Annotated in this window: 14 protein-coding genes and 3 rRNA genes; 8 read left to right on the top strand and 9 right to left on the bottom strand. The window is 68.2% G+C overall.

Annotated elements, in window-relative coordinates; genetic code table 11:
• Positions 1 to 10: 10 nt before the first annotated feature.
• The 5 genes from OG622_RS26125 to OG622_RS26105 all read left to right on the top strand — a co-directional run bounded on the left by OG622_RS26125 (position 11) and on the right by OG622_RS26105 (position 7,200).
• Complete coding sequence (locus OG622_RS26125) at positions 11 to 877, top strand: hypothetical protein (protein WP_371579043.1); 867 nt, start codon at positions 11 to 13, stop codon at positions 875 to 877.
• Entirely contained in the window at positions 867 to 2,192 is a 1,326-nt protein-coding gene (locus OG622_RS26120; protein WP_371579042.1) for a hypothetical protein, read from the top strand. Before OG622_RS26125 ends, OG622_RS26120 begins: the two co-directional genes overlap by 11 nt.
• Positions 2,189 to 3,745, top strand: a complete 1,557-nt coding sequence (locus OG622_RS26115; RefSeq protein WP_371579041.1) for an SCO6880 family protein — start codon at positions 2,189 to 2,191, stop codon at positions 3,743 to 3,745. Before OG622_RS26120 ends, OG622_RS26115 begins: the two co-directional genes overlap by 4 nt.
• A gap of 120 nt (positions 3,746 to 3,865) precedes the next feature.
• Positions 3,866 to 5,302, top strand: coding sequence for an ATP-binding protein (locus tag OG622_RS26110; protein WP_371579040.1), 1,437 nt, complete (start codon positions 3,866 to 3,868; stop codon positions 5,300 to 5,302).
• A 98-nt stretch (positions 5,303 to 5,400) separates the two neighbouring features.
• Positions 5,401 to 7,200: a type VI secretion protein gene (locus tag OG622_RS26105; RefSeq protein WP_371579039.1), complete on the top strand. Its 1,800-nt coding sequence runs from the start codon at positions 5,401 to 5,403 to the stop codon at positions 7,198 to 7,200.
• Positions 7,201 to 7,279: 79 nt separating this feature from the next.
• Here OG622_RS26105 and OG622_RS26100 read toward each other — a convergent pair whose 3' ends face one another.
• The 6 genes from OG622_RS26100 to OG622_RS26075 all read right to left on the bottom strand — a co-directional run bounded on the left by OG622_RS26100 (position 7,280) and on the right by OG622_RS26075 (position 14,801).
• On the bottom strand, positions 7,280 to 7,666 hold the full coding sequence (locus OG622_RS26100; RefSeq protein WP_371579038.1) for a signal peptidase I: 387 nt from the start codon (positions 7,664 to 7,666) through the stop codon (positions 7,280 to 7,282).
• Positions 7,667 to 7,710: 44 nt separating this feature from the next.
• Entirely contained in the window at positions 7,711 to 8,271 is a 561-nt protein-coding gene (locus OG622_RS26095) for a GNAT family N-acetyltransferase (protein ID WP_371579037.1), read from the bottom strand.
• A 113-nt stretch (positions 8,272 to 8,384) separates the two neighbouring features.
• A 5S ribosomal RNA gene (gene rrf / locus OG622_RS26090) occupies positions 8,385 to 8,501 on the bottom strand.
• Between the two features lie 95 nt (positions 8,502 to 8,596).
• Positions 8,597 to 11,719 (bottom strand): 23S ribosomal RNA (locus OG622_RS26085).
• Between the two features lie 309 nt (positions 11,720 to 12,028).
• Positions 12,029 to 13,554: ribosomal RNA gene (locus OG622_RS26080) — 16S ribosomal RNA — on the bottom strand.
• Together the 16S, 23S and 5S rRNA genes form the textbook arrangement of a ribosomal RNA operon.
• Before the next feature lie 689 nt (positions 13,555 to 14,243).
• A complete protein-coding gene (locus OG622_RS26075) occupies positions 14,244 to 14,801 on the bottom strand; it encodes a MarR family winged helix-turn-helix transcriptional regulator (RefSeq protein ID WP_371579036.1) in 558 nt (185 codons plus the stop codon).
• A gap of 143 nt (positions 14,802 to 14,944) precedes the next feature.
• Here OG622_RS26075 and OG622_RS26070 point away from each other — a divergent pair, with 143 nt between their 5' ends.
• Positions 14,945 to 16,222 (top strand): MFS transporter, encoded by a 1,278-nt coding sequence (locus OG622_RS26070; RefSeq protein ID WP_371584220.1) that lies wholly within the window; start codon positions 14,945 to 14,947, stop codon positions 16,220 to 16,222.
• A 135-nt stretch (positions 16,223 to 16,357) separates the two neighbouring features.
• Here OG622_RS26070 and OG622_RS26065 read toward each other — a convergent pair whose 3' ends face one another.
• Both OG622_RS26065 and OG622_RS26060 read right to left on the bottom strand, forming a co-directional pair.
• Positions 16,358 to 18,031 (bottom strand): SpoIIE family protein phosphatase, encoded by a 1,674-nt coding sequence (locus OG622_RS26065; protein WP_371579035.1) that lies wholly within the window; start codon positions 18,029 to 18,031, stop codon positions 16,358 to 16,360.
• Between the two features lie 225 nt (positions 18,032 to 18,256).
• Positions 18,257 to 19,621: an NAD(P)/FAD-dependent oxidoreductase gene (locus tag OG622_RS26060; RefSeq protein ID WP_371579034.1), complete on the bottom strand. Its 1,365-nt coding sequence runs from the start codon at positions 19,619 to 19,621 to the stop codon at positions 18,257 to 18,259.
• A gap of 480 nt (positions 19,622 to 20,101) precedes the next feature.
• Between OG622_RS26060 and OG622_RS26055 the strand changes: the two genes are divergently transcribed.
• Both OG622_RS26055 and OG622_RS26050 read left to right on the top strand, forming a co-directional pair.
• Positions 20,102 to 20,905: a TetR/AcrR family transcriptional regulator gene (locus tag OG622_RS26055; RefSeq protein WP_371579033.1), complete on the top strand. Its 804-nt coding sequence runs from the start codon at positions 20,102 to 20,104 to the stop codon at positions 20,903 to 20,905.
• Between the two features lie 506 nt (positions 20,906 to 21,411).
• Complete coding sequence (locus tag OG622_RS26050; RefSeq protein ID WP_371584219.1) at positions 21,412 to 23,118, top strand: sigma-70 family RNA polymerase sigma factor; 1,707 nt, start codon at positions 21,412 to 21,414, stop codon at positions 23,116 to 23,118.
• A gap of 271 nt (positions 23,119 to 23,389) precedes the next feature.
• Here the strand turns inward: OG622_RS26050 and OG622_RS26045 are convergent, their stop codons facing one another.
• Positions 23,390 to 25,483, bottom strand: a complete 2,094-nt coding sequence (locus OG622_RS26045) for an asparagine synthase-related protein (protein ID WP_371579032.1) — start codon at positions 25,481 to 25,483, stop codon at positions 23,390 to 23,392.
• Positions 25,484 to 26,042: the final 559 nt, after the last annotated feature.

The raw sequence follows: 26,042 nt of genomic DNA, 5'->3' as shown, positions 1-26,042 counted from the left end.
CGACTGCGGCATGAGTCTCGGCGACGAGCAGGGGTACGGCGAGTCCTCGCGCTCCGGTGACGGCGGGGCGTACGGGGGGTACGCCGGCACCGGCCAGACCCGAACCCGCCTCCCCGAAGGCGGTGGCGACCCCTACGGCGGCGCCCCCCGCCGCCCCCGCTCCTCCTCCAGAAGCCTCGTCACCATCGTCGGCGTCGTAGTCCTCCTCATCGCCGCGATCGCCTTCGCGAACCGGGGCGGCGGCGACTCCGACACCGACGGGAACTCCGGCGGCGACAAGGCGGAGACGGCACCTACGGCGGCTTCTGGGGAACGGCCGGTGAAGTCAAGGACAGTCGGGATTCCTTCGGGGTTCGCGCAGAGCGAGGAGGGGGCGCAGAGCGCGGCGGCCAACTACGCCGTAGCACTCGGCTCGACCGGCATGTTCCACAAGGACAGCCGACACACCATCGTCGACGCCCTCTACACCGCCGACGCAGCCGCCGAACTGCAAGCGCCACTGGACCAGGCCTACTCGGCGGACTTCCTGAGCAAGATGGGCCTGGACTCCGACGGCAGCCCGCCCGAGGGCAGCACGTTCGTCTCGCGTGTGACCCCGCTGGGCACCACGGTCCAGGACTACGGCAACGCCGGCACCAAAGTAGCGGTTTGGTACATGGGCCTCATCGGCATGTCCGGACAGAGCTCAACCGATCCCGTCACCTCGACCTGGAAGACGTGGACCTTCGATCTCCAGTGGTCCAACGGTGACTGGAAGATCGTCAAGGACTCACAGAAGGACGGCCCCGCCCCGGTGCCGGGCGACGACCAGGCCGCCACATCCGAAGAGATCAGCAAGGCCGTCGAACAGTACGGAGGGTTCACGTATGCCCGGTAACCCGAACCGTGCGCTCAGGCTCACCGGAGCCGTCGCCGCCGTACAGACGGCTGTCGTCCTGCTTGCCTCACGCGCCTACGCGGATCCCACCCCATCGCCGTCACCCTCGACTTCGAACAACCCCTGCGATCTCATCGTCGGCGAAGCCAAGAAGTACTGCGAACGAGAATCCGGCGAAAAAGGCGACACCCGCACCCTCCCCAACGACGTAACCACCACCCTCGACCCCCTCTCCTCCCTCGCCCAAGGCTGCGCCGACGCCGCCTCCTGGACCATCGACAAGCTCTCCACCGCGGTCAACGACACGGCGAACGTCGACTTCACGAACCCGAAGTTCCTGCAGCAGTACGCCGTGGTCTTCGCGGCCTCGACGATCCTCACCCTGGTGCTGTGGCTGCTGGCGGTCGCGAAGCGGGCGGTGCGAGGCGTCCCCCTCACCACGGCCCTGTCGGAGGCGGTCGGCTTCCTCTGGCTGACGGTCATCGCCTCCGCCTTCACCCCCCTGATCCTCTACACCGTCGTATCGGCGACCGACGGCGTCACCGACGTCCTCGCCAAAGCCACCGGTGACCAGACGGACACCTTCTTCGGCACCTTCTCCGGCGCCCTGAAGAAGGGCGAGGACATCGGCGGCGGCCCGATCATGCTGATCGTCGTCTCCCTCGTCTCCATCCTCGCCGCCGGAGTCCTCTGGCTGGAGCTCGTGATCCGCGCCGCGCTGCTCTACGTCGGCGCACTGCTCGGCACGGTCGTCTACGCCGGCCTGGTGGACAAGAACCTGTGGGGCCACGTCCGCCGCTGGGCGGGCATCATGATCGCGGTCATCCTCATCAAGCCCGTGATCGTGATCGTCCTGGGCCTCGCAGGGGCACTCTCCGCGGACGACGGCCCGAACGCGTTCTCCGCGGTCGTCTCCGGCCTCGCCATCATCCTCCTCGCCATCTTCGCCTCGGCCATGATCTACCGCTTCGTCCCGGGCTTCGGCGACGAGATCGCCAACTCCCGCAACAACCGCATCATGCGCGGCGCCGAAGGCAAGGCCGCCGCCGTGATCAGCTCCCCGGCCAGCCTCGTCGCCCAGGGCATCAAGACCCACAGCTCCCGGGCCGACAACAACGGCGGCGGAGGCGGAAACAACACCCCCCGCCCGGCCAACCCCGTATCCGGCGGCGTGGCGGCCCACAGCTCACGCAACGCGAGCGGAGGCGGCGGAACCGTCCCCTCCGCCGCACCCCCACCCCGTACGAGCCCGGTCAACACCCCCCACGCCGGCAACACCCGCAACAGCAACCGCACGGGAGGTGAAGGGCGTTGACGACCGATTCCCACCTGTCCCATCCGGTCACGCCCCGCCGTACATATCTGATCGGCCGCGCCCGGCCGAACGCGATCATCGGCCGGAACCGCGAGTCCGGCGAGATCGCGCTGATCATCACGGGCGCGTTCCTCGGCATGATGTGCGGCCTCCTCGTCCCGGTGCTCGTCCCGCGCATCGCCCTGCTGACGGGCTTCCCGATGCTGGCGCTGGCCGCGGTGTACGTGCCGTACAAGCGCCGGACGTTCTACAAGTGGTTCGAGATCAACCGCAGTTACAAGCGCAGCCTGCGCCGCGGCACGACCTACCGCTCCGCCAACATGGAGGCCGGCACACACCTCGACGGCCGTGAGGTCGAGGTCGGGCCCCCGCCGGGCATCGGCCGCATCACCTGGCTGGCCGCGCCCTTCGGCCCCGACGAGATCGCCGTCCTCCTGCACGCCGACCGCCGGACCGTCACCGCGGCCATCGAGATCGAGGGCCCCGGCGTCGGCCTGCGCGACTCCGAGGACCAGGAAGCCCTCGTCGACCGCTTCGGCACCCTCCTCAAGCACGTGGCCAACGGCGACGGCTTCGTCACCCGCCTGCAGATCCTCGCCCGCACGCTCCCGGCCGACCCGGACGCCCACGCCAAGGACGTCGCCCAGCGCGGCGACGAACGCGCCCCGGGCTGGCTGCAGCAGTCGTACGACCAGCTGCAGTCCATGGTCTCCACGAGCAGCGAGCAGCACCGCGCGTACCTCGTCACCTGCATGCACTACTCCCGCGAACTGGCCGCCGAGGCAGCCGCCATGGCCCGCGCGGCCCGCCCACAGGGCCGGAAGATGGACAAGGACGCGGGCCTCGCCGTCGTCATGGCCCGTGAGCTGACGGACATCTGCTCGCGCCTCCAGGAGGCCGACATCCGCGTACGGCAGCCGCTGGGCCAGGGCCGCCTCGCCTCCCTCATCCACGCCATGTACGACCCGGACCACCCCATCGACCACATCCAGGCCATGACCAAGCGCAACGCCTGGCCGGCCGAACTGGACGCGATGGAGCCCGACTACCTCCAGGCCAAGACCCGCGAGTCCTCCACCCGCGCCCCCTGGTGCCACGCCACGGCCTGGGTGAAGGAATGGCCGATGACCCCGGTCGGCGTCAACTTCCTGGCGCCGCTCCTGGTCCACACCCCGGACGTCATCCGGACGGTCGCCGTCACGATGGACCTCGAACCCACCGAGGTCGCCATCGAGCGCATGCTGACGGAGAAGACGAACGACGAGGCGGAGGCGTCCCGCGCCGCCAAGATGAACCGCACCGTCGACCCCCGCGACGTGGCCTCCCACTCCCGCCTCGACCAGCGCGGCGAGGACCTCGCGAGCGGCGCGGCCGGCGTCAACCTGGTCGGCTACATCACCGTCTCCTCCCGCTCCCCGGAGGCCCTGGCGCGCGACAAGCGGACGATAAGAGCCTCGGCCGGCAAGTCGTATCTGAAGCTGGAGTGGTGCGACCGCGAACACCACCGGTCCTTCGTCAACACGCTCCCGTTCGCCACCGGAATCCGAAGGTAGGGCCACCGCGATGCGGGATCATCCGGACCAGCACGGCTCACGGCCGCAGTCGGAACAGAAGCCGGCGGAAAGGTCGGGACAGCAGCCGGAACAGAAGTCAGGACAGGAGGTACGTCGCTGATGAGGGACCCCATGTCCGCCCTCACGGACGCCTTCACGTCCTTCCTCTTCGGCAAGGTCGAGACGACCCGCCTCCCCGTGCGCACCTCCACGGGCCAGGCCCAGGCCGTCTACCTCCCGACCGCCGCCCCCGGCCTCGGCGACTCCGGCGTGATCATCGGCCGCGAGGTCTACTCCGGCAAGGGCTACATCTACGACCCCTTCCAGCTCTACGGCCAGCAGCTCCCCGCCCCGCACTGGCTCGTCCTCGGCGAGTCCGGCAACGGCAAGTCGGCCCTGGAGAAGACCTACGTCCTCCGGCAGTTGCGCTTCCGCGACCGCCAGGTCGTCGTCCTCGACGCCCAGGGCGAGGACGGCGTCGGCGAATGGAACCTCATCGCGCAGGAGCTGGGCATAACTCCCATCCGCCTGGACCCGACGGCCGCCCTGGACATGGGCATCCGCCTCAACCCCCTCGACCCCTCGATCACCACGACCGGCCAGCTCGCGCTGCTCCGGACGATCATCGAGGTCGCGATGGGCCACGGCCTGGACGAACGCTCCGGCTTCGCCCTCAAGGTCGCCCACGCCTACGTCAACGAGACGATCGTCGAACGCCAGCCGGTCCTCACCGACATCGTCGAGCAACTCCGCCACCCCGAGCCGGAGTCCGCGGAAGCGATGAACGTCGCCATAGACGACGTACGTGCCTGGGGCCTGGACGTGGCACTGGTCCTGGACCGCCTGGTCGACGGTGACCTGCGCGGCATGTTCGACGGGCCGACGACGGTCGGCATCGACCTCGACGCCCCCCTGATCGTCTTCGACCTGTCCCACATCGACCGCAACTCCATCGCCATGCCCATCCTCATGGCGATCGTCGGCGTCTGGCTGGAGCACACCTGGATCCGCCCCGACCGGAAGAAGCGCATCTTCCTGGTCGAGGAGGCCTGGCACATCATCAACAGCCCCTTCGTCGCCCAGCTCTTCCAGCGCCTGCTGAAGTTCGGCCGACGGCTCGGTCTGTCCTTCGTCGCGGTCGTCCACCACCTGTCCGACGTGGTCGACGGCGCGGCCGCGAAGGAGGCCTCGGCCATCCTCAAGATGGCGTCGACACGGACGATCTACGCCCAGAAGGCCGACGAGGCGAGGGCGACGGGCCGCGTGCTGGGCCTGCCCCGCTGGGCCGTGGAGATCATCCCCACCCTCACCCCCGGCATCGCCGTCTGGGACGTCAACGGCAATGTGCAGGTGGTCAAACACCTGATCACCGAGACCGAACGCCCTCTGGTCTTCACCGACCGCGCGATGACCGAATCGTCCGTAGACCATCTGCTGGACGAGGACGACGCCTTCCACGCCGCCGAGTTGGAGGCGGAGGAGCGAGCGGCCGCCTTCGTCGAACACCGCCTGAGCGAGGTCGACGGATACGGTTCCTCTGAGTCGACGGTGGCCTGAGCGGGACCCGGGACCAGGGACGAGCCGGAACAGGCAGGGGCAGGGCAAGGTGACGGCGTGTACGGCGGCGGAGGAAACGGCGTGAACGGCGGCGTGCGATGAGACCGGACGACCGGCGCCCCGACCAGGGCGGAGGCGGCATCCCCGACGGGCTGCTGATCGCCCTCCTCGGATTCCTGGTGGGCCTCACCCTGCTGGTCTGGTCGGCCACCGGCCTGTCCGGCCTCTTCGCCCACGGCGCCTGGCCCGACGCCGTCACCCTCTCCCGCACACCCCTCGCCGTACGCAGCCTGGTCTCCGCCCCTCAGGACCTCACCGCCGCCTGGCCGGACACCCCCGCCGACCAGCTCTCCGGCTACGGCCTCTTCTGGGGCCTCCTGATCAGCCAGCTCATGATCCTCCTCGTCCTGACCGTCTTCACGATGGGCACACTGGCCCGCTGGAGGGCCGTACGGACACGGGAGAAGACGGCAGGGCGCCAGGCAAAGGGCGACACCACGACGGGTACACCGCCGGTATTCCCCGGCCATTCCGCACCCCCCGCCGGGGGATACGTCCACAGCACGGGCCCGGTCCCCGGCGCCCACGCAGAACCGACCGCCCCAGCCCACCCGCACACCGGAGGCTACGGCCACCACGCGGATCCGGCGATCGGCACCCCCGCGGGGCCACACTCCGGAAGCCACAGCGGCGGCCTCGCTCCGCCCGCCGGGTTCCCCGCCACCACCTCGACACCCGCCACGCCGGTCCCCGAGCCACGTCACGGCGCGCCCTCCCCTCCGCTCGTCCCGGCGGCCGAGGCAGGCGCGCCGACCCAGCCTCCTCACACGCACCCGGCCGGCACGCACCCCACCGTCCCCCTGCCGACCGCGACCGCTACGGAAGCCGCCGCTCCGGCCGCCCACCCCCGGCCCGGAGTCACCGTGCCCTCGACACCCGCCGGCCCTGGCACCGGCGGCTGGGCGAAAGCGGTCCCGATGGTCATCCTCGGCACCGCCAAGTCCCGTCGCCCCGCCGCCACCCAAGCTGTACGGGACGCAGAGGGCCCCGTCCTGGTGGTCACCTCCGACCCCACCCTCTGGTCGGACACGAAGGACGCCCGCGCGAAGCTGGGCCCGGTCCTCCTCTACGATCCCGCGCACCGCTGCGACACCCCTGCCCGCCTCCACTGGTCTCCCATCGCCGGCTGCGAGGACAAGCCGACGGCACTGGCCAGGGCGACCGCCCTCCTCGCCCCCATCCGCCCCGCCGCCAGGATCGACCAGGCGATGGCGGACACGGCGGAAACCCTCCTGCGCAGCTACCTCCACGCCGCCGCCATAGACAACCGCACCATCCGCCACCTGCACCGCTGGGCCCAGGGCAGCAACGTCCAGGAAGCGGTACGCACCCTTCGTACGAACCCGAAAGCGGCCCCCGGCGCCGCGGGCGAACTCGAATCGGCCCTCACCTCGCACCCCGAACGCCGCGACATCGCCCAGCAGTTGACGGCGCGAGCCCTCTCCGCCCTCTCCACGGTCAACGTCCGGGAATCCTGCACCCCGAACCGAGCGGACACCCTCGCCCTGGATTCCTTCGTGCACGAGGGGGGAACGCTCTATGTGGTCGGCGACCCCATCGAGGACCCCAAGGCGAACCCATCCGCCATGCCCCTTCTGACGGCCCTCGCCTCAAGCGTGGTCGAGCGCGGCCGGCGCATGGCCGAACGGTCATCCTCCGGTCGCCTCGACCCACCACTCACCCTGGTCCTGGACGACGTGGCAGCCGTGGCCCCACTCCCCCAGCTCCCCGCCCTCCTGACCTCCGGCCCCGACCGCGGCCTCCCCACCCTGGCCCTGCTCCGCTCTCGCGAACAGGCCAGATCCCGCTGGCCGAACCACGAATTCCCGCAGCCGTAACAGCCGTCCACCACCCCGGACAGCCGCAACAGCCGTTCACCACCCCGGATCAGGAGCCCGTCACGACCGAAAAGGGCCGTCACCCGCTCGGCTGCCCGCCCTCCTGCGGCACCGCGTACCCCTGGACGGACGGCCACCGCACGGTCAGCACCACCGACTCCTCCTCCGCGACCCAGGAATGGTCCACCCCCCGCCCCCAGACGACGTAGTCGCCCTGGCGCTCCAACACGACGCTACGGCCGGGGAAGTCGACCCGGAACCGGCCGCTGATCAGCACCTGCAGGGCGGTACGTTCCTCGCCCCGAACCCACTGCGCGCGCGTATCGCCACGCGGGTGGACACCCCACTTGATCTCCACCTCGTCACTCCGACGAGGATCCCCCTCGGCCTTGAAGTGCCCGAGCAGCCAGCCCCTGTCCAGCGCCGCGTCCTTGCCCGCATTGCCCACATACACGCTGTCGTCCATGCCGCCGAACGCTAACACCAGCCCACTCGACGCCCACTCGACGCCTACGAGGACTGCAACACGTACTCCAACTCCAGCCCTTCGTCCCCCTCGACGGTCACTCCGCTCCCCACGAATCCGACCCGCCGATAGAACGCCGCGGCCCGCCCGTTCCCCTCATTGACGAACAACCGCACCCGATCGACCCCGACCCCACGGGCCCACTCCAACGCGGCCGCGAACATCGCCTCGCCCACGCCCTTCCCCCGGTGCCCGTCGCGCAGGAACACCCCCACCAGATGCCCCTGCCGCCGCTCGACGATCCCCCCGAAGAAGTCCCGCGTGCCGGCCTCCTCCACGAGCACGGTCACCGTCCCGACCCACCCGCCGTCCCCGTCCTCCACAACGAACTGCCGCCGTTCCCGGACCCCCTCCGCGGCCCCCTCCGTCCGCTCCTTCCAGAAGGCGTCCGGCCGGGCCACGGCTTCCTCGTAAGTCTCCAGAAACGCGAGATGCGCCACCGGATCCAACAACGCGGCCAACCGCAACTCCCGTACGGCCCGCCACTCATCAGCCCGAACGGCCCGCACCCCGTACCCCTCGGGCACGGCACTCTCAGCACTCATCACCGGATTCATACGGCCCACGGTAGTACCGGGGCACCACACCCTTCCTCCGATTTTCGCCCCGGGAACGCAAAAAGGCCCACACCATAAGGTGTGGGCCTTTCGCAATATTTGTTCGGCGGCGTCCTACTCTCCCACAGGGTCCCCCCTGCAGTACCATCGGCGCTGTAAGGCTTAGCTTCCGGGTTCGGAATGTAACCGGGCGTTTCCCTCACGCTATGACCACCGAAACACTATGAAACACTCAACCGCACCATCCCCCGTGACCAAACCGGGAATGGGGTTGTTCGTGGTTTCAGAACCAACACAGTGGACGCGAGCAACTGAGGACAAGCCCTCGGCCTATTAGTACCAGTCAACTCCACCCGTTACCAGGCTTCCATATCTGGCCTATCAACCCAGTCGTCTACTGGGAGCCTTACCCCATCAAGTGGGTGGGAATACTCATCTCGAAGCAGGCTTCCCGCTTAGATGCTTTCAGCGGTTATCCCTCCCGAACGTAGCCAACCAGCCATGCCCTTGGCAGGACAACTGGCACACCAGAGGTTCGTCCGTCCCGGTCCTCTCGTACTAGGGACAGCCCTTCTCAATATTCCTGCGCGCGCAGCGGATAGGGACCGAACTGTCTCACGACGTTCTAAACCCAGCTCGCGTACCGCTTTAATGGGCGAACAGCCCAACCCTTGGGACCGACTCCAGCCCCAGGATGCGACGAGCCGACATCGAGGTGCCAAACCATCCCGTCGATATGGACTCTTGGGGAAGATCAGCCTGTTATCCCCGGGGTACCTTTTATCCGTTGAGCGACGGCGCTTCCACAAGCCACCGCCGGATCACTAGTCCCGACTTTCGTCCCTGCTCGACCCGTCGGTCTCACAGTCAAGCTCCCTTGTGCACTTACACTCAACACCTGATTGCCAACCAGGCTGAGGGAACCTTTGGGCGCCTCCGTTACTCTTTAGGAGGCAACCGCCCCAGTTAAACTACCCATCAGACACTGTCCCTGATCCGGATCACGGACCCAGGTTAGACATCCAGCACGACCAGACTGGTATTTCAACGACGACTCCACCCGAACTGGCGTCCGAGCTTCAAAGTCTCCCAGCTATCCTACACAAGCCGAACCGAACACCAATATCAAACTGTAGTAAAGGTCCCGGGGTCTTTCCGTCCTGCTGCGCGAAACGAGCATCTTTACTCGTAGTGCAATTTCACCGGGCCTATGGTTGAGACAGTCGAGAAGTCGTTACGCCATTCGTGCAGGTCGGAACTTACCCGACAAGGAATTTCGCTACCTTAGGATGGTTATAGTTACCACCGCCGTTTACTGGCGCTTAAGTTCTCAGCTTCGCCACCCCGAAGAGTGACTAACCGGTCCCCTTAACGTTCCAGCACCGGGCAGGCGTCAGTCCGTATACATCGCCTTACGGCTTCGCACGGACCTGTGTTTTTAGTAAACAGTCGCTTCTCGCTGGTCTCTGCGGCCACCCCCAGCTCACCGAGTAAATCGGATCACCAGTGATGGCCCCCCTTCTCCCGAAGTTACGGGGGCATTTTGCCGAGTTCCTTAACCATAGTTCACCCGAACGCCTCGGTATTCTCTACCTGACCACCTGAGTCGGTTTAGGGTACGGGCCGCCATGAAACTCGCTAGAGGCTTTTCTCGACAGCATAGGATCATCCACTTCACCACAATCGGCTCGGCATCAGGTCTCAGACTATTGCCAGGCGGATTTACCTACCTGACGTCCTACACCCTTACCCCGGGACAACCACCGCCCGGGATGGACTACCTTCCTGCGTCACCCCATCACTCACCTACTGCAAGTCTGGTCCGTCGGCTCCACCACTTTCCATTCCCCGAAGGGTCCGGAACGGCTTCACGGACTTAGCATCGCCTGGTTCAATGTTTGACGCTTCACAGCGGGTACCGGAATATCAACCGGTTATCCATCGACTACGCCTGTCGGCCTCGCCTTAGGTCCCGACTTACCCTGGGCAGATCAGCTTGACCCAGGAACCCTTGGTCAATCGGCGCACACGTTTCTCACGTGTGTATCGCTACTCATGCCTGCATTCTCACTCGTGAACCGTCCACAACTCGCTTCCGCGGCTGCTTCACCCGGCACACGACGCTCCCCTACCCATCCCAGCAGGCGTTGGCCCTATATGCTGAAATGACACGACTTCGGCGGTACGCTTGAGCCCCGCTACATTGTCGGCGCGGAATCACTAGACCAGTGAGCTATTACGCACTCTTTCAAGGGTGGCTGCTTCTAAGCCAACCTCCTGGTTGTCTCTGCGACTCCACATCCTTTCCCACTTAGCGTACGCTTAGGGGCCTTAGTCGATGCTCTGGGCTGTTTCCCTCTCGACCATGGAGCTTATCCCCCACAGTCTCACTGCCGCGCTCTCACTTACCGGCATTCGGAGTTTGGCTAAGGTCAGTAACCCGGTAGGGCCCATCGCCTATCCAGTGCTCTACCTCCGGCAAGAAACACACGACGCTGCACCTAAATGCATTTCGGGGAGAACCAGCTATCACGGAGTTTGATTGGCCTTTCACCCCTAACCACAGGTCATCCCCCAGGTTTTCAACCCTGGTGGGTTCGGTCCTCCACGAAGTCTTACCTCCGCTTCAACCTGCCCATGGCTAGATCACTCCGCTTCGGGTCTTGAGCGTGCTACTGAAGCGCCCTGTTCGGACTCGCTTTCGCTACGGCTACCCCACTCGGGTTAACCTCGCAACACACCGCAAACTCGCAGGCTCATTCTTCAAAAGGCACGCAGTCACGACGCACCGAGTAAACTCGATGCGCGACGCTCCCACGGCTTGTAGGCACACGGTTTCAGGTACTATTTCACTCCGCTCCCGCGGTACTTTTCACCATTCCCTCACGGTACTATCCGCTATCGGTCACCAGGGAATATTTAGGCTTAGCGGGTGGTCCCGCCAGATTCACACGGGATTTCTCGGGCCCCGTGCTACTTGGGTGTCTCTCAAACGAGCCGTTAATGTTTCAGCTACGGGGGTCTTACCCTCTACGCCGGACCTTTCGCATGTCCTTCGCCTACATCAACGGTTTCTGACTCGCCGACCAGCCGGCAGACTGATCAAGAGAGATCCCACAACCCCGTATACGCAACCCCTGCCGGGTCTCACACGCATACGGTTTGGCCTCATCCGGTTTCGCTCGCCACTACTCCCGGAATCACGGTTGTTTTCTCTTCCTGCGGGTACTGAGATGTTTCACTTCCCCGCGTTCCCTCCACTTGCCCTATGTGTTCAGGCAAGGGTGACAGCCCATGACGACTGCCGGGTTTCCCCATTCGGACACCCCCGGATCAAAGCCTGGTTGACGACTCCCCGGGGCCTATCGTGGCCTCCCACGTCCTTCATCGGTTCCTGGTGCCAAGGCATCCACCGTGCGCCCTTAAAAACTTGGCCACAGATGCTCGCGTCCACTGTGCAGTTCTCAAACAACGACCAACCACCCATCACCCCCGGTAACCACCGGAGTTCACTGGGGCCGACACTGAAGGCAGCCATACGGCCATACCCTCAGACACCCAACAGCGTGCCCGACACGATCAGTCGATGAGCTTCGCGTTCCACGCCGAAGCAGTACTAACGCTCTCATCCATACCGACCGTGCCGAATAATCAACGTTCCACCCTTGAGCAACCACCGCAGAACATTCGCCTGCGTCATGGCCCTGGACCACCGGGCAAGCCCGGCAGCCTAGATGCTCCTTAGAAAGGAGGTGATCCAGCCGCACCTTCCGGTACGGCTACCTTGTTACGACTTCGTCCCAATCGCCAGTCCCACCTTCGACAGCTCCCTCCCTTACGGGTTGGGCCACCGGCTTCGGGTGTTACCGACTTTCGTGACGTGACGGGCGGTGTGTACAAGGCCCGGGAACGTATTCACCGCAGCAATGCTGATCTGCGATTACTAGCAACTCCGACTTCATGGGGTCGAGTTGCAGACCCCAATCCGAACTGAGACAGGCTTTTTGAGATTCGCTCCGCCTCACGGCTTCGCAGCTCATTGTACCTGCCATTGTAGCACGTGTGCAGCCCAAGACATAAGGGGCATGATGACTTGACGTCGTCCCCACCTTCCTCCGAGTTGACCCCGGCAGTCTCCTGTGAGTCCCCATCACCCCGAAGGGCATGCTGGCAACACAGAACAAGGGTTGCGCTCGTTGCGGGACTTAACCCAACATCTCACGACACGAGCTGACGACAGCCATGCACCACCTGTCACCCGACCACAAGGGGGGCACCATCTCTGATGCTTTCCGGGCGATGTCAAGCCTTGGTAAGGTTCTTCGCGTTGCGTCGAATTAAGCCACATGCTCCGCTGCTTGTGCGGGCCCCCGTCAATTCCTTTGAGTTTTAGCCTTGCGGCCGTACTCCCCAGGCGGGGAACTTAATGCGTTAGCTGCGGCACCGACGACGTGGAATGTCGCCAACACCTAGTTCCCACCGTTTACGGCGTGGACTACCAGGGTATCTAATCCTGTTCGCTCCCCACGCTTTCGCTCCTCAGCGTCAGTAATGGCCCAGAGATCCGCCTTCGCCACCGGTGTTCCTCCTGATATCTGCGCATTTCACCGCTACACCAGGAATTCCGATCTCCCCTACCACACTCTAGTCTGCCCGTATCGAATGCAGACCCGGGGTTAAGCCCCGGGCTTTCACATCCGACGCGACAGACCGCCTACGAGCTCTTTACGCCCAATAATTCCGGACAACGCTCGCGCCCTACGTATTACCGCGGCTGCTGGCACGTAGTTAGCCGGCGCTTCTTCTGCAGGTACCGTCACTTTCGCTTCTTCCCTGCTGAAAGAGGTTTACAACCCGAAGGCCGTCATCCCTCACGCGGCGTCGCTGCATCAGGCTTTCGCCCATTGTGCAATATTCCCCACTGCTGCCTCCCGTAGGAGTCTGGGCCGTGTCTCAGTCCCAGTGTGGCCGGTCGCCCTCTCAGGCCGGCTACCCGTCGTCGCCTTGGTGAGCCGTTACCTCACCAACAAGCTGATAGGCCGCGGGCTCATCCTTCACCGCCGGAGCTTTCCACACTCATCGGATGCCCGAGAGTGTTGTATCCGGTATTAGACCCCGTTTCCAGGGCTTGTCCCAGAGTGAAGGGCAGATTGCCCACGTGTTACTCACCCGTTCGCCACTAATCCCCACCGAAGTGGTTCATCGTTCGACTTGCATGTGTTAAGCACGCCGCCAGCGTTCGTCCTGAGCCAGGATCAAACTCTCCGTGAATGTTTACCCGTAATCGGGTCGACACCACGAGAGCGGAACAGTCAGGCGGAATAAGCCCGACCGTTCACAACGTCCTCGCTGTGTTTTACTTCAAAGGAACCTCGACCACCGGAAGATTCCGGCGGACGGGGTATCAACATATCTGGCGTTGATTTTTTGGCACGCTGTTGAGTTCTCAAGGAACGGACGCTTCCTTTGTACTCACCCAAGTTCTTCTCGGGCTTTCCTCCGGGCAGTTTCCCTTCGGTCTTGCGTTTCCGACTCTATCAGATCGTTTTCCGATCCGATTTCCTCGGTGCTTTCCAGGTTTCCGCTTTCGCGTTTCCCTTTCCGGCGGTTCCGACTCTATCAGATCCTTTCGGGCCTGATTCCCAGTCAGCGGGGGTTGTCTTCGCGACTGTTGGGCCGTTCCGACGTTCCAAACCTTAGCGGATCTGCTCGACAGTTCCCAATCGGGGCTGTCGAACCCAAATCGAATTGCATTCGGGCACACCGAATTCATCCCGATTGGGAGATCGTGCTGGTTGGTTTGGATGCCGCTTGGAGCGGCGGAGGTGCTGTCGCAGAACCGTTAAGGCTCTGTGGCAACCCGGAGAACTTTACGGATCGCGGGGTGGACTGTCAAGCCTCCCCAGGCTCCCCCTCAGCCAAACCTCGGGCACCTCTCAGACAGATGGCCTCAGACGGCCTCAGTCGAGGTCGGTGAGGCGGCCGCCGGCGTCCGGCTGGGCATGCTCGACGCGGCGGAGGAGCCGGGTCAGGACCTCGCCCAGAAGGGTGCGTTCGAGAGGGGAGAGGTCCTGGAGGAGGTCTTCCTCGAAGACCGAGGCGAGGCGCATGGCCTCCAGCCACTTCTCGCGGCCCTCGGGGGTGAGCTCGACAATGACGCGTACACGGTTCGTCTCGTCGCGCTCGCGCGTCACCAGGCCCTCGGTGACCATGCGGTCGATGCGGTGGGTCATGGCGGCCGGGGTGAGGCCGAGCCGCTTGGCGAGCTCGCTCGGGCCCAGGCGGTACGGGGCGCCGGAGAGGACCAGGGCCTTGAGGACCTCCCACTCGGCGTTGCTGATGTTGAGCGCCGAGGTCTGGCGGCCGTAGGCGACGTTCATACGGCGGTTGAGACGGGAGAGCGCCGAGACGATCTTCTCGACCTGGGGGTCGAGGTCTCTGAACTCGCGCTGGTAGGCGGCGATCTGTTCTTCGAGTGTCGGCTCGGCGCTGCCGGAGGTGCCTGGGGTGTCGCCCATGGGCGAAGTATGGCACGCCGCCGCTTGGCTTCGAAGTCCTTCGAGGTGTACTGTTTAGCTTCTAAGTTTTAGCTTCGAAGTCTTCAGTGTTAACGCTTGGCTGAAGACTTCCCCTACCAAGGCAGGTGAACGTGACCAGGGGGATGGGCGCAGCGATGCGCCGGATTCATGTGGGCAACGTGCTCGGTGCGTTCGGACTCGGCTTCACCGTCCCGTATCTGTACGTCTATGTGGCGCAGGTGCGGGATCTCGGTGCGACGACGGCGGGGCTCGTACTGGCGGTCTTCGCCGTGGCCGCGCTGGTGGTGCTGCCCTTCGCGGGGCGGGCCATAGTCCGGCGCGGCCCGCTTCCGGTGCTGCTCACCGCCCTGGTCACCGCCTCCGTCGGGTCGCTGAGCCTGGGGCTGGCCTCCACTGCGACGACCGTGCTGGTGTCGGCGGCGGCGCTCGGGTCGGGGCAGGCCGTGATGCAGCCGGCGCTCGCGACGATGATCGTCGACTGCTCGAGTGCGGAGAATCGGTCTCGGGACTTTGCCACGCAGTTCTTTCTGCAGAACCTCGGGCTCGGGGTCGGCGGGCTGATAGGCGGGCATCTCGTCGATGCCACGCGCGCCGGATCCTTCACTCTGCTGTTCTCCATACAGGCGGCGATGTTCCTGCTGCTCGTGGGAGTGATGGCGACCGTGCGCATGCCTCGGGCTCCCAAGGTCGAGAGTGTGCCGACAGGGACGGCGGCCAAGGGAAGCTGGAAGCAGCTGCTCGGCGATCGGGCCATGGTGCAGCTGTGTGTGCTGGGCTTCGTGCTGTTTTTCGCCTGTTACGGGCAGTTCGAGTCGGGCCTCAGCGCGTACGGGGTCGAGGCGGCCGGGATATCGACGTCCGCGCTCGGCACGGCGTTGGCCGCCAACACCGCGGTGATCGTGATCGCGCAGTTCGCCGTGCTGCGGTTCGTGGAGCGGCGTCGGCGGTCACGGGTGATCGCCGCGGTGGGGCTGATCTGGGCCGTCGCGTGGGGAGTGGCCGGGTTCGCCGGGCTGGGGCAGACGGGCGAGGCCATGGCGACTGCCGCGTTCGTCTCGACGTACGCGCTGTTCGGTCTCGGTGAGGCCATGTTGTCGCCGACCGTCGCGCCGCTGGTGGCCGATCTGGCGCCGACAGGGATGGCCGGGCAGTACAACTCCGCGTTCGCCCTGGTCAAGCAGCTCGCGCTGGCGGTCGGACCGGCGGTCGGCGGGCCGATGGGGGCCGCGCTGCACGCCCCGTACATCGTGGCGTTCCTCCTTTTCTCCCTGGGCATCACGGTGCTGGCGCTGCGTCTTGGGAGGCAGCTCAGTGACGTCCAGGACCAGCCGGCGTTGGGGAAGAGTCGCGTGGTGGCTCGGGGTGGGGCGGCGTCCCAGGCCGGGGTGGTGCGGGCCTGAGGTTTTCGCCCCCGCCGCACCTGCCCGTCCCTCCCCCACTCTCGGCTTCGCTCGAGCGGGAGGTGCCCCTGCGACCCGCGTCAAAGACTCGGGGCTCCGCCCCGGACCCCGTTCGCGCAGTTCCCCGCGCCCCTGTTAAGTCGTTGGGCCGGGTAGGGCGAATTCGCACCACACCGCCTTACCGCCGCCCGGGGCTCGGCGGCTGCCCCAGTTGGAGGCGATGGTGGCGATGATGGCGATGCCGCGGCCTGACTCGTCGGCGGGGTCGGCTCGGCGGCGACGTGGGAGGTGGTCGTTGCCGTCGGTGACCTCGACGATCAGGCGGCGGTCGGTGCGGCGCAGGCGCAGGCGCATCGGTGGGGTGCCGTGCTGGAGGGAGTTGGCGACGAGTTCGCTGGCTGCCAGGACGCCGAGGTCGTGAAGTTCCGGGGGAAAGCGCCAGCTGGTCAGGACGCCGGAGGCGAAGGCGCGGGCGCGGGGGGCCGCTTCCACGCCGCCGAGGAGTTCCAGGGCGGCATTGCGGAAGAGTTCACTGTCGGGACCGACGCGGGCGGGGTGCTGGAGGACGAGGACGGCCACGTCGTCGTCGTGGTCCGCGGTGACGCCCGTCGAGCGGACCAGGCGGTCGCAGACGACCTGCGGGGTGCCCGTGGCTCCGGACAGGGCGCGTTCCAGGGCGGCGATTCCCTCGTCCAGGTCCTCGTTGCGGCGCTCCACGAGGCCGTCCGTGTAAAAAACGGCCGTGGAGCCGGGGCCTAGGGGGATCGAGCCGGAGGAGTGGGTCCAGCCGCCGGTGCCGAGCGGGGGGCCGGTCGGTTCGTCGGCGCGCAGGACCGTGCCGCTCTCGTCGCGGACGAGGATGGGCAGGTGGCCCGCGGAGGAGTACACCAGGCGGCCCTCGTTGGGGTCGTGGACGGCGTAGGCGCAGGTGGCGATCTGGTTGGGGTCGATCTCCGTCGCGAGGCCGTCCAGCAGCTGGAGCACCTCGTGCGGGGGGAGATCCAGGCGGGCGTAGGCGCGGACGGCCGTACGGAGCTGGCCCATGACGGCGGCCGCTCGCACTCCCCGGCCCATGACGTCGCCGATGACGAGGGCCGTGCGGCCGCCGCCGAGGGTGATGACGTCGTACCAGTCGCCGCCGACGGCGGTCTCGGTGCCGCCGGGGTGGTAGACGGCGGCGATGCGCAGGTCGTCGGGTTCTTCCAGCTCCTGCGGGAGGAGGGAGCGCTGGAGGGTGACGGCGGTCTCGCGCTGGCGGCGTTCGCTCGCGCGGAGCCGTTCGGCGGCCTCGGCGTGGTCGGTGACGTCGGCGGCGAAGATCAGGACGCCGCCGTCGCTCTGCTCGGCGCCGTTCGGCACGTCGACGGGGGTGCAGGTGATCGTGTAGCTGCGGCCGCTGGGTGCCTTGCGGGACTTGACCGTGCGGGACTTGGAGCTGCGCAGGACCTGGTCGAGAAGCGGGAGGAGACCGAGGGCGTCCAGCTCGGGCAGGGCCTCGCGGGCGGGTTCCCCGAGCGGGCGGGCGCCGAAGGCCGCCGCATAGGCGTCGTTGACGTAGGCCGTGCGGTGGTCGGAGCCGTGGACGAGGGCGACGAGGGCCGGGATGCGGTCGAGGATCTCGCGGGTCGGGAGGTCGTCGACGGCGGGCACGGTCGGTGTGTCGTCCGGGGGGTCGTCGGTCCGCCGTTCGGCGCGGGCAGCGGGCACGGAGCCATCCCCCCGCCGGTCCGGGGTGACCGTGTGTTCGGTCCGCGCTGCGGCGCGGCGCTGCGTACCGGGGAGCCGGGCGCTCCAACGCGTGAAGTTCACCGAATCCTTGCCTCGTGCCTCGTGTTGTCGTCTGTGGCCGGCTCCGGATCCGGCCGGTGGCCCGGAGTGGTTGCTCCGGGTGCGGCGGTGGGGGACGCCTGGTCGTGGGTACGTGTGGGCGAGGGTGGCCCCGCCCGCGATCATGGATCACGTCACGGACCAGTCTGACCGACCGAACCGACATCCGTCAGACGTCGCCCTGAACGGTGGAGTTCCTGGATCCGGTCAGGACGACCCCTTCGGGTCCTCAGGAGGCTTTGCACCGGCCGCGAGTTCGAATTCCGCACGGGGGTGTTCGAGTGATCCGAGCGAGACGATCTCCCGTTTGAAGAGCCCGGAGAGGGTCCATTCGGCGAGGACGCGGGCCTTGCGGTTGAAGGTCGGCACCCTGCTCAGGTGATAGACGCGGTGCATGAACCAGGCGGGATAGCCCTTGAGCTTCCGCCCGTAGACGTGGGCGACGCCCTTGTGGAGGCCCAGGGAGGCGACCGAGCCGACGTATTTGTGCGAGTACGTCTCCAGCGGCTGGCCCCGCAGTGAACGGGTGATGTTGTCGCCGAGGGTGCGGGCCTGACGCACGGCGTGCTGGGCGTTGGGGGCGGTCTCCTTGCCCGGTTCGGCGGTGACGTCGGGGACGGCGGCCGCGTCGCCCGCGGCCCACGCGTGCGCGACGCCTTCGACCGTCAGCTCGGCGGTGCACTTCAGGCGCCCGCGCTCGTTCAGCGGCAGGTCGGTGGCGGCGAGGATCGGGTGCGGTTTGACCCCTGCCGTCCAGACGACCGTGCGGGTCGGGAAGCGGGCTCCGTCGCTGAGGACGGCGACGCGGTCGGCGCACGATTCGAGGCGGGTGTGGAGGCGTACATCGATGTTGCGGCGGCGCAGTTCGGTGACCGTGTAGCGGCCCATCTCCTCGCCGACCTCCGGGAGGATGCGGTCGGAGGCCTCCACGAGGATCCACTTCATGTCTTCGGGCTTCACGTTGTGGTAGTACCGCGCGGTGTAGCGGGCCATGTCCTCCAGCTCGCCGAGCGCCTCCACCCCGGCGTAGCCGCCGCCCACGAAGACGAAGGTCAGGGCGGCGTCGCGGATCGCGGGGTCGCGGGTGGAGGAGGCGATGTCCATCTGTTCGATGACGTGGTTGCGCAGCCCGATGGCCTCTTCGACGGTCTTGAAGCCGATGGCGTAGTCCGCGAGCCCGGGGATGGGCAGGGTGCGCGAGATCGAGCCGGGGGCGAGGACCAGTTCGTCGTACGTCAGCTGCTCGGCGCCCGTGCCCTCCTCCTCGGTGGCGAGGGTGTCGAGGGTCGCGATGCGTTTGGCGTGGTTGATCGCGGTGGCCTCGCCGATGACGACCTTGCACTGGTCGAGGACTCGGCGCAGCGGGACGACGACATGGCGGGGCGAGATGGAGCCCGCGGCCGCCTCCGGAAGGAAGGGTTGATACGTCATATAGGGGTCGGGGGACACGACGACGATCTCGACGTCGCCACGTCCGAGTTCCGGCTTTAGCTGTCGCTGCAGACGCAGCGCTGTGTACAGCCCGACGTAGCCGCCGCCGACGATAAGGATGCGCATCGGTTCCTTCACCATCCCATGACGCACCTTGCTCGTTGGTTTGTCCACAGGCTCGGCAATTTGTGTGACCGGTCGCCTCGGGGGCGCGGGGTTGGCCGATTTACCGGCGTGTGCGACAGGTGCGCAGGTCAGATGGTGTGAGCCGGGTGGCGGGAGAGGGCGCAAACCGGACGCAAACCGCCCGTACTCCGATCGGGGGGCGCTCCGTGCGGAACGTGCCCCTTCTGAATTGACTCCCTCTCAACTATGTTCGTATGTCGACGGGGTGTAGGGGGATGCGTTCAAGAGGTTCGGTCGGGTCCGGGGTCCGGGTTGTGGATTCCGGGTTCGGGTCCGGGTTCCGAGTGGTCCGCGACGGGCGGTTCGGCTCGGGGACCGGGTCTCCGACGAAGGAAATCGGAGACCACCGAGGACCTTGGACGCTTGTTCCGCCGCTCCGGCTTCCGATGACGGGGAGAGTCTCCGGGGGGAGACGTCATTACCGGGGGAACATGTATGCATATTCAGGAGTCCCATTGGTCGTCCGCGTCCACCATCACACCCAATGGTGTGATCGGCTCGGCGGGCGGCAACGGACGCGGTGACGGAGTGCGGTCAACTCCGCTCCGCGTGGACGCACAGCGCAACCTCGAGCACGTGCTGCGCGCGGCGCGCGAGGTCTTCGGTGAGCTGGGGTACGGCGCGCCGATGGAGGACGTGGCCCGCCGCGCGCGGGTCGGTGTCGGCACGGTGTACCGGCGCTTCCCGAGCAAGGACGTCCTGGTCCGACGGATAGCCGAGGAGGAGACGTCTCGGCTCACCGAACAGGCCAGGGTGGCACTCGGGCAGGAGGAGGACCCGTGGCAGGCGCTGTCGCGGTTCCTTCGGACGTCGGTGGCCTCGGGTGCCGGGCGGCTGCTGCCGCCGCAGGTGCTGCGGGTCGGGGTCGCGGATGACGCGGCCGAGGCCGACGGCATCGGCGCGTTCGTCGTGGACGAGGCGCGGGTGCCGCAGCAGCGGGTTCAGCCGACGGCCGAGCTTCGGTTGGTCTCGGCGGATCCGTGTGCCGGTTCGGCCGGGGCCGCGGGTGCCGGTGGGCCGGTGGACGATGCCGGGGCTTCGACGCTGCTCGAGGTGGTGGGGCAGTTGGTGGAGCGGGCTCGGGCCGCCGGTGCGCTGCGGGCGGATGTGACCGTGGCGGATGTGTTGTTGGTGATCGCCACGGGCGCGCCCGCGTTGCCGGATGCGGCGCAGCAGGCTGCCGCGTCGGCTCGGTTGCTCGACATTCTGCTGGAAGGGCTGCGGTCTCGGCCGGCCTGATGAGGGTCGGGTGAGGGTTCGTTGGCTCAGGGGCGGTGCGGGGTGGTTTTTTCACCCCCGCCGCCCCTATCCGTTCCCATCCATCCCATCCGTTCTCATCCGTTCCCATCCCCAGGGGCGCTGCCCCTTCGACCCGAAGGGTGCGTTGTCGGGTGCGGGTCCGGGGCGGGTTGCTCGCGCGGTTCCCCGCGCGCCTTTCCGGGCGCGGGTTACTCATATGGGTGAACGGCCGTACTGAGGTCCGGAAAGCCCCTCGGACGGGTGGTATGCCCTTGGTGCTAGGGACTGAACAAAAGCCAATATGGCACTCTGCCCTGGTGTTGGGGACTGGGTCGGCTGGTGGCGGGGGCTTCCGCGATGGTGTTGACGGGCGGGACGGGTCGAAGTCGGAGGCGGAGCCACAGGTACCCAGCCAAGGGGGGCGGGGGGTACCGGCGCAGTGGGATCGGTTCGACTCCGGAGTGTTGCCGCCGCGAGCGCCCTCCGACGGCGATCTGATCGAGTGGATGCGGTCGGGGGACGACTCGGCGTACGAGGAGCTGTACCGCCGGCACGCGGAGGCCCTACGCCGGTATGCGCGGACCTGTTGCCGGGACGCCCACACCGCCGATGACCTGACCGCCGAGGTCTTCGCACGGATGCTGCAGGCCGTACGGGGTGGCTACGGGCCGGAGCACGCCGTACGGGCCTACCTGCTCACGTCCGTGCGGCGGGTCGCCGCCACGTGGACGAGTTCCGCCGGGCGGGAGCAGCTGGTCGACGACTTCGCGGTGTTCGCGGCGCGGGCGTCGCGCGGGGCCGAGGCGTCGGACACCGACACACTCGACCTCGGCGCGGAGGTTCGGGCGATGCACGAGGCCGAGCAGTCGATGGCGATGCGGGCGTTCCGTTCACTGCCGGAGCGGTGGCAGGCCGTGCTGTGGCACACGGAGGTCGAGGACGAGTCGCCGAGCGAGGTCGCCTCGCTCTTCGGGCTGGACGCCAACGGAACCCGGGTGCTGGCCAGCCGGGCCCGGGAGGGACTCAGGCAGGCGTATCTGCAGGCCCATGTGAGCGCCACGCTCGCCGGGAACCCGGGGGAGTGCGGGCGGTACGCCGACCGGCTCGGCGCGTACGCCCGTGGCGGTCTGCGGACGCGAGCCGAGCGAGGGCTGAGCGCGCATCTGGAGGGGTGCGCGGCGTGCCGACTGGCCGCCGGGCAGATCAAGGACGTCGCGAGCGGGATCCCGGCCGTCGTACCGGTCGCGGTCATCGGCTGGTTCGGTGCGGCCGGGTACGCGAAGGTGGCCGCGCTCGTCGCCGGTGGCGCGGGGGCCGGGGCCGCGGGTGCGGCAGCCGCCGCGAGCGGGGGTTCCGGTGGAGCGGGCGCGGGTGGCGGGGCCGCCGCGGAGGGGCTCGGCGCGCCGGCGATGGCCGGGATCGCGGTGAGTGTGGCCGGGATGGTCGCCGCGGCGGTGGCGCTCGCGCTGGCGGGGGACGACGTCGAACCCAAGAACCCGTTGGCCAAGCCGTCCGCCTCACGGCCCGTCGAGGCCGAGGCCGCGCCGGAGCCGGATCTCTCGACGCCGTCGGAGGAGCCCGCGCCGGGCCCGCCCGCGGTGGTGGTGCCGATGTCCAGGCCGTTGCCGACACCGACGCCCACACCGTCGCGGGCTGTGGCACCGGCTCTGTCCGTGAAGCCGACGCCCACTCCTGTTCCCACGCCGACGCCCACACCCGCGCCGCCGAAGCCGTCGCCCACGCCGACCCCGACGCCTCCCCCGCCCACGCCCGCTCCGCCGGCCGTCTATCAGTGGAACGAGCTGCGGTACGGCGTCCTCGGCGACGGCACCGAGCCCGAGATGCGGCTCGGGGAGAGCAGCTGGGTCTGGCAGCGGTACGGCGTGGCGATCGCCGGGAGGCGGTACGGGAACGGGGTGACCGTGCACGGCCACTCCTCCGTGACCATCGACCTCAACCGCCGGTGCGGCTCGTACAACGCGTTCGTCGGCGTCGACGACCTGACGCACGGCCTCGGCGAGGTCTACTTCTCCGTCTATGGCGACGGGGTCCGGCTGTGGAAGTCCGGGCCGGTGCGGGGTGGGGATCCGGCGGTCCCGGTGCGGGTGAGTCTCAGCGGGCGGGAGACGGTACGGCTGGTCGTCGAGCCGCACAGCCACTACGAGCTGCCGGTGTTGGCGGACTGGGCGGAGTCGAGTTTCAGCTGCGGATGACAGTGACGGTTCGGCGGCCGCCCGGGGTCGGGGGCGGGGGCGGGCGTCCATGCGGATGGCCTGGGGCTTCGGACAGGTCGGACAGGTCGGACAGCGCGTCGGTCCGGGTGAAGGCCGCGCCCGTGGTGCGTTCGGTCTCGTGGCGGGCGGGGCCCCATGCGGCGAGGGCGGGCGAGGTGGTCGCCGCGCCGGCTGGTTCCGGGGGCTGCCGTCCTGCGGCCCCGGCCGGGGGATGACGAAGAATGCGGTCCGCACCGGTGAGAGCTCGCGGCTAGGCCCGTCTCGCCGTCGCCCCCGCGCCCAGCGCGCCCCTTTGGGGGGTGATGCCGGCCGGTACCGCGCGTTGTCTTGCCGGGGTGCCTGTCCAGCAGGTGCCACGGCGGGAGAGGAGGCGGCGGAGCCAGAGTTCGACGGCGACCAGGTCGGCAAGGCCGTCCAGGGGGAGCGGCTCTCCCTCGGCGGCCGCGCGGAGGGCCTTGCGGACCACGCGGGCTTCGACGAGACCCGCCTGGGCGAGCAGGGGCGTGTCGAAGAGGGTGATCAGGGTGTCGGCGGCCACCCGGAGGCCGATGCGGGCGGCGGCGTGGGAGTTGGCGTGGGAGGGGGCGCCCCAGCCGGGCGGGAGGTCGGTGACGCCGGCGCCCTCCAGGACCGTACGGAGGATGGCGGCGCGGGCGCCCGGCTGGACGCGCAGGGCCTCGGGGAGGGCGCGGCAGGCGCGGACGACCTGGTTGTCGAGGAAGGGGGTGTGGAGGCGTTGGGAGCGGATCTCCACGGCCTGTTCCAGGATTCTCAGGTCCGCCGCGTGGCGGGCCAGGGCCGCGCGGGCGCGGAAGTCGCCGGGCCGCTGGGCGGGGCCGACGGTGGAGCGGCCCGTCGTCGCTCCCAGGCGAATCGATACTTCTGCCAGGGCCTCACCCGTGAGCCAGCGGGCCGCGGGGCCCGGTCTGGCCCAGGTGAGGGCGGCCAGGGAGGCGCCCACCGCGCCTCCGGGCTCCTCGAAGCGGCGTTGCATGAGGCGGTTGGCGAGGACTTCGAGGCCGGAGCGGTACGGGGTGCGGGCCAGCTTCCGCGCGGCGCCGTACACGCGCGCGGGGACCATCACCGAGCCGTCGGCCTTGGCGAGAGCGGCGACCGGGCGGACCAGGTGGCGGCGTTTGCGGTCCATGAGGAGGTCGGCGAGGCGGGCGGGGTGGGCGTCGAGGACCTGGCGGGCGCCGTAGCCGGTGAAGTGGTCCGCGCTGCCGGAGGCGAGGCGGGCACGGTGGCGGGCGGCCGTCACCAGGGAGGGGCCCGGCTCGTCGGTCAGGGGTACTTCGAGGTCGGCGTACGGGAGTACTTCCTCGCCGCCCGTCACGACCACGTGGTGGAGGCGGGGGTTGGCGGCCAGGGTGCCCGCGCGTTCCAGCTCGGTCTCGCGGCCGGAGGTGGCCAGGTCGTTGAAGGTGACGGCGAGGAGGCGTTCGCCGGCGCCCGTGCCGTGGCCGAGGACCGTGCCGGGGGCGCCGGGCAGGCCGGCGGCGAGCAGGGCGAGGGTGCCGGAGGCGGGGCCGCCGGAGACGTCGGCGCCGATGCCGGGGACGGGCATGCCGCGGGCGGCCCGGCGCTCGGCCGGGCCCATTCCGGGGACCGGGCCGGGATCGACGTCGGGCACGTGCCGGGGCGCGGACAGCCGGGTCCGTACGGCCTCGACGAGCGCGTCGCGGACGGCGTCCACCGCGCTGGCCGGGTCGGCGGAGGGGGCGGCGACGGCGAGGGAGGCGACCGGCTCGTAGCCGGCGATCTCGCGTGCCCCGGCGCGCAGGATCAGTGCGTGCCCCGGAGGAATGCGGCGCACGCCGTCGTACGGGGTGGAGTCCTGGAGGGCGTCCGGTACGTCGGGGGCGGCGAGCAGGGCGGCCAGGTGCCCGAAGTCGAGGTTGGCCTCGATGAGGTCGGCGAGGGGGAGGGCCGCGGTCGCGTACGCGGTGCCGCCCGCCCAGGGGGTGTGGAAGACCGGGCGCGCGCCCGCGAGGTCGCCGCAGACGGTCAACCGGCGGCCGACCTGGACGACGGCGGTGTAGCTGCCGGGCCAGGCGGTGAGGTGGCGCAGGGCGCCGCCCCGGGCGGCGAACAGGCCCACGCGCAGCTGCTCGTCGGAGGCGCCGCAGGTACCGAGGACGGCGATCCGCGTCCGGGCGTCGGCCGTCACGACGCGCACCTCGTCGGGGCGCCAGTCGCCGACGGCCCACAGCGGGTCGGGGTCGCCCCACAGGAGATGGGAGCCGACCGGGTGCACGGTCTCGCCGTCGAGTCCGGTCGCGCCGGCGGAGCCGAAGACGGGTGCGCCAGCGGCGGTACTGCTCCATCCCACCAACCACCGCATCGACGCCTCCACGGGCTGTGGACAACCAGTGCACCGGACGAACGGCACCCATGCTGCCACGAAGGAGGCTTGTCGGAGGGCGTGTGGCTCGGCTTGCACACTGGTAAGTGCGCCCCCGGGGAGCCTTGAGCGCTCCCCCGCCCCGCCCTCAAGTCGCCCTGGACGAGGGGAGGTCGACAAAGGTGGACCCCGGGTCTACGACGTGAATGCGCCCCCGGTACGCTCCCCCAAAAGACCTAACGCGCCCTCAACAGACGTGGTCGGAGCGGTATTCACGCTCGACGACCACCGTCGATTTTCGGCCAAATCGGCCCTGAAGGGCGAAGTTGGCACACCCGCCGTACCGCCCCCGATGACGACACAGCGTCAACGCACAGTCCGGGAGGCGGAGTTCGCCCCCCGGACCGGTCCGCCGCCCGCGGGGATGTAGGCGACGGTGTCCCCCAGCCCACTGGATCCAGTACAGCGGGCCGACCCACGCACGACCATGGAACCGCTCCCCCGGTGGCCGGAGAAGAGCGCACGGCCGGGCGCACGGCCACACAGCGGGAGCACGTGA

Origin of the sequence: Streptomyces sp. NBC_01314, from assembly GCF_041435215.1 — a bacterium.
Taxonomy (GTDB): Bacteria; Actinomycetota; Actinomycetes; order Streptomycetales; family Streptomycetaceae; genus Streptomyces.
Note: the sequence above shows the minus strand (reverse complement) of the source record. Positions and strands in the feature narration are given on the sequence as shown.

Bases quoted from the DNA above. Each gene is read 5' to 3' on its own strand.
- OG622_RS26125 (WP_371579043.1), top strand. From the start codon at position 11: ATGAGTCTCGGCGACGAGCAGGGGTACGGCGAGTCCTCGCGCTCCGGT.
- OG622_RS26120 (WP_371579042.1), top strand. From the start codon at position 867: ATGCCCGGTAACCCGAACCGTGCGCTCAGGCTCACCGGAGCCGTCGCC.
- OG622_RS26110 (WP_371579040.1), top strand. From the start codon at position 3,866: ATGAGGGACCCCATGTCCGCCCTCACGGACGCCTTCACGTCCTTCCTC.
- OG622_RS26105 (WP_371579039.1), top strand. From the start codon at position 5,401: ATGAGACCGGACGACCGGCGCCCCGACCAGGGCGGAGGCGGCATCCCC.
- OG622_RS26100 (WP_371579038.1), bottom strand. From the start codon at position 7,666: ATGGACGACAGCGTGTATGTGGGCAATGCGGGCAAGGACGCGGCGCTG.
- OG622_RS26095 (WP_371579037.1), bottom strand. From the start codon at position 8,271: ATGAGTGCTGAGAGTGCCGTGCCCGAGGGGTACGGGGTGCGGGCCGTT.
- OG622_RS26075 (WP_371579036.1), bottom strand. From the start codon at position 14,801: ATGGGCGACACCCCAGGCACCTCCGGCAGCGCCGAGCCGACACTCGAA.
- OG622_RS26070 (WP_371584220.1), top strand. From the start codon at position 14,945: ATGGGCGCAGCGATGCGCCGGATTCATGTGGGCAACGTGCTCGGTGCG.
- OG622_RS26060 (WP_371579034.1), bottom strand. From the start codon at position 19,621: ATGGTGAAGGAACCGATGCGCATCCTTATCGTCGGCGGCGGCTACGTC.
- OG622_RS26055 (WP_371579033.1), top strand. From the start codon at position 20,102: ATGCATATTCAGGAGTCCCATTGGTCGTCCGCGTCCACCATCACACCC.
- OG622_RS26050 (WP_371584219.1), top strand. From the start codon at position 21,412: ATGCGGTCGGGGGACGACTCGGCGTACGAGGAGCTGTACCGCCGGCAC.
- OG622_RS26045 (WP_371579032.1), bottom strand. From the start codon at position 25,483: ATGCGGTGGTTGGTGGGATGGAGCAGTACCGCCGCTGGCGCACCCGTC.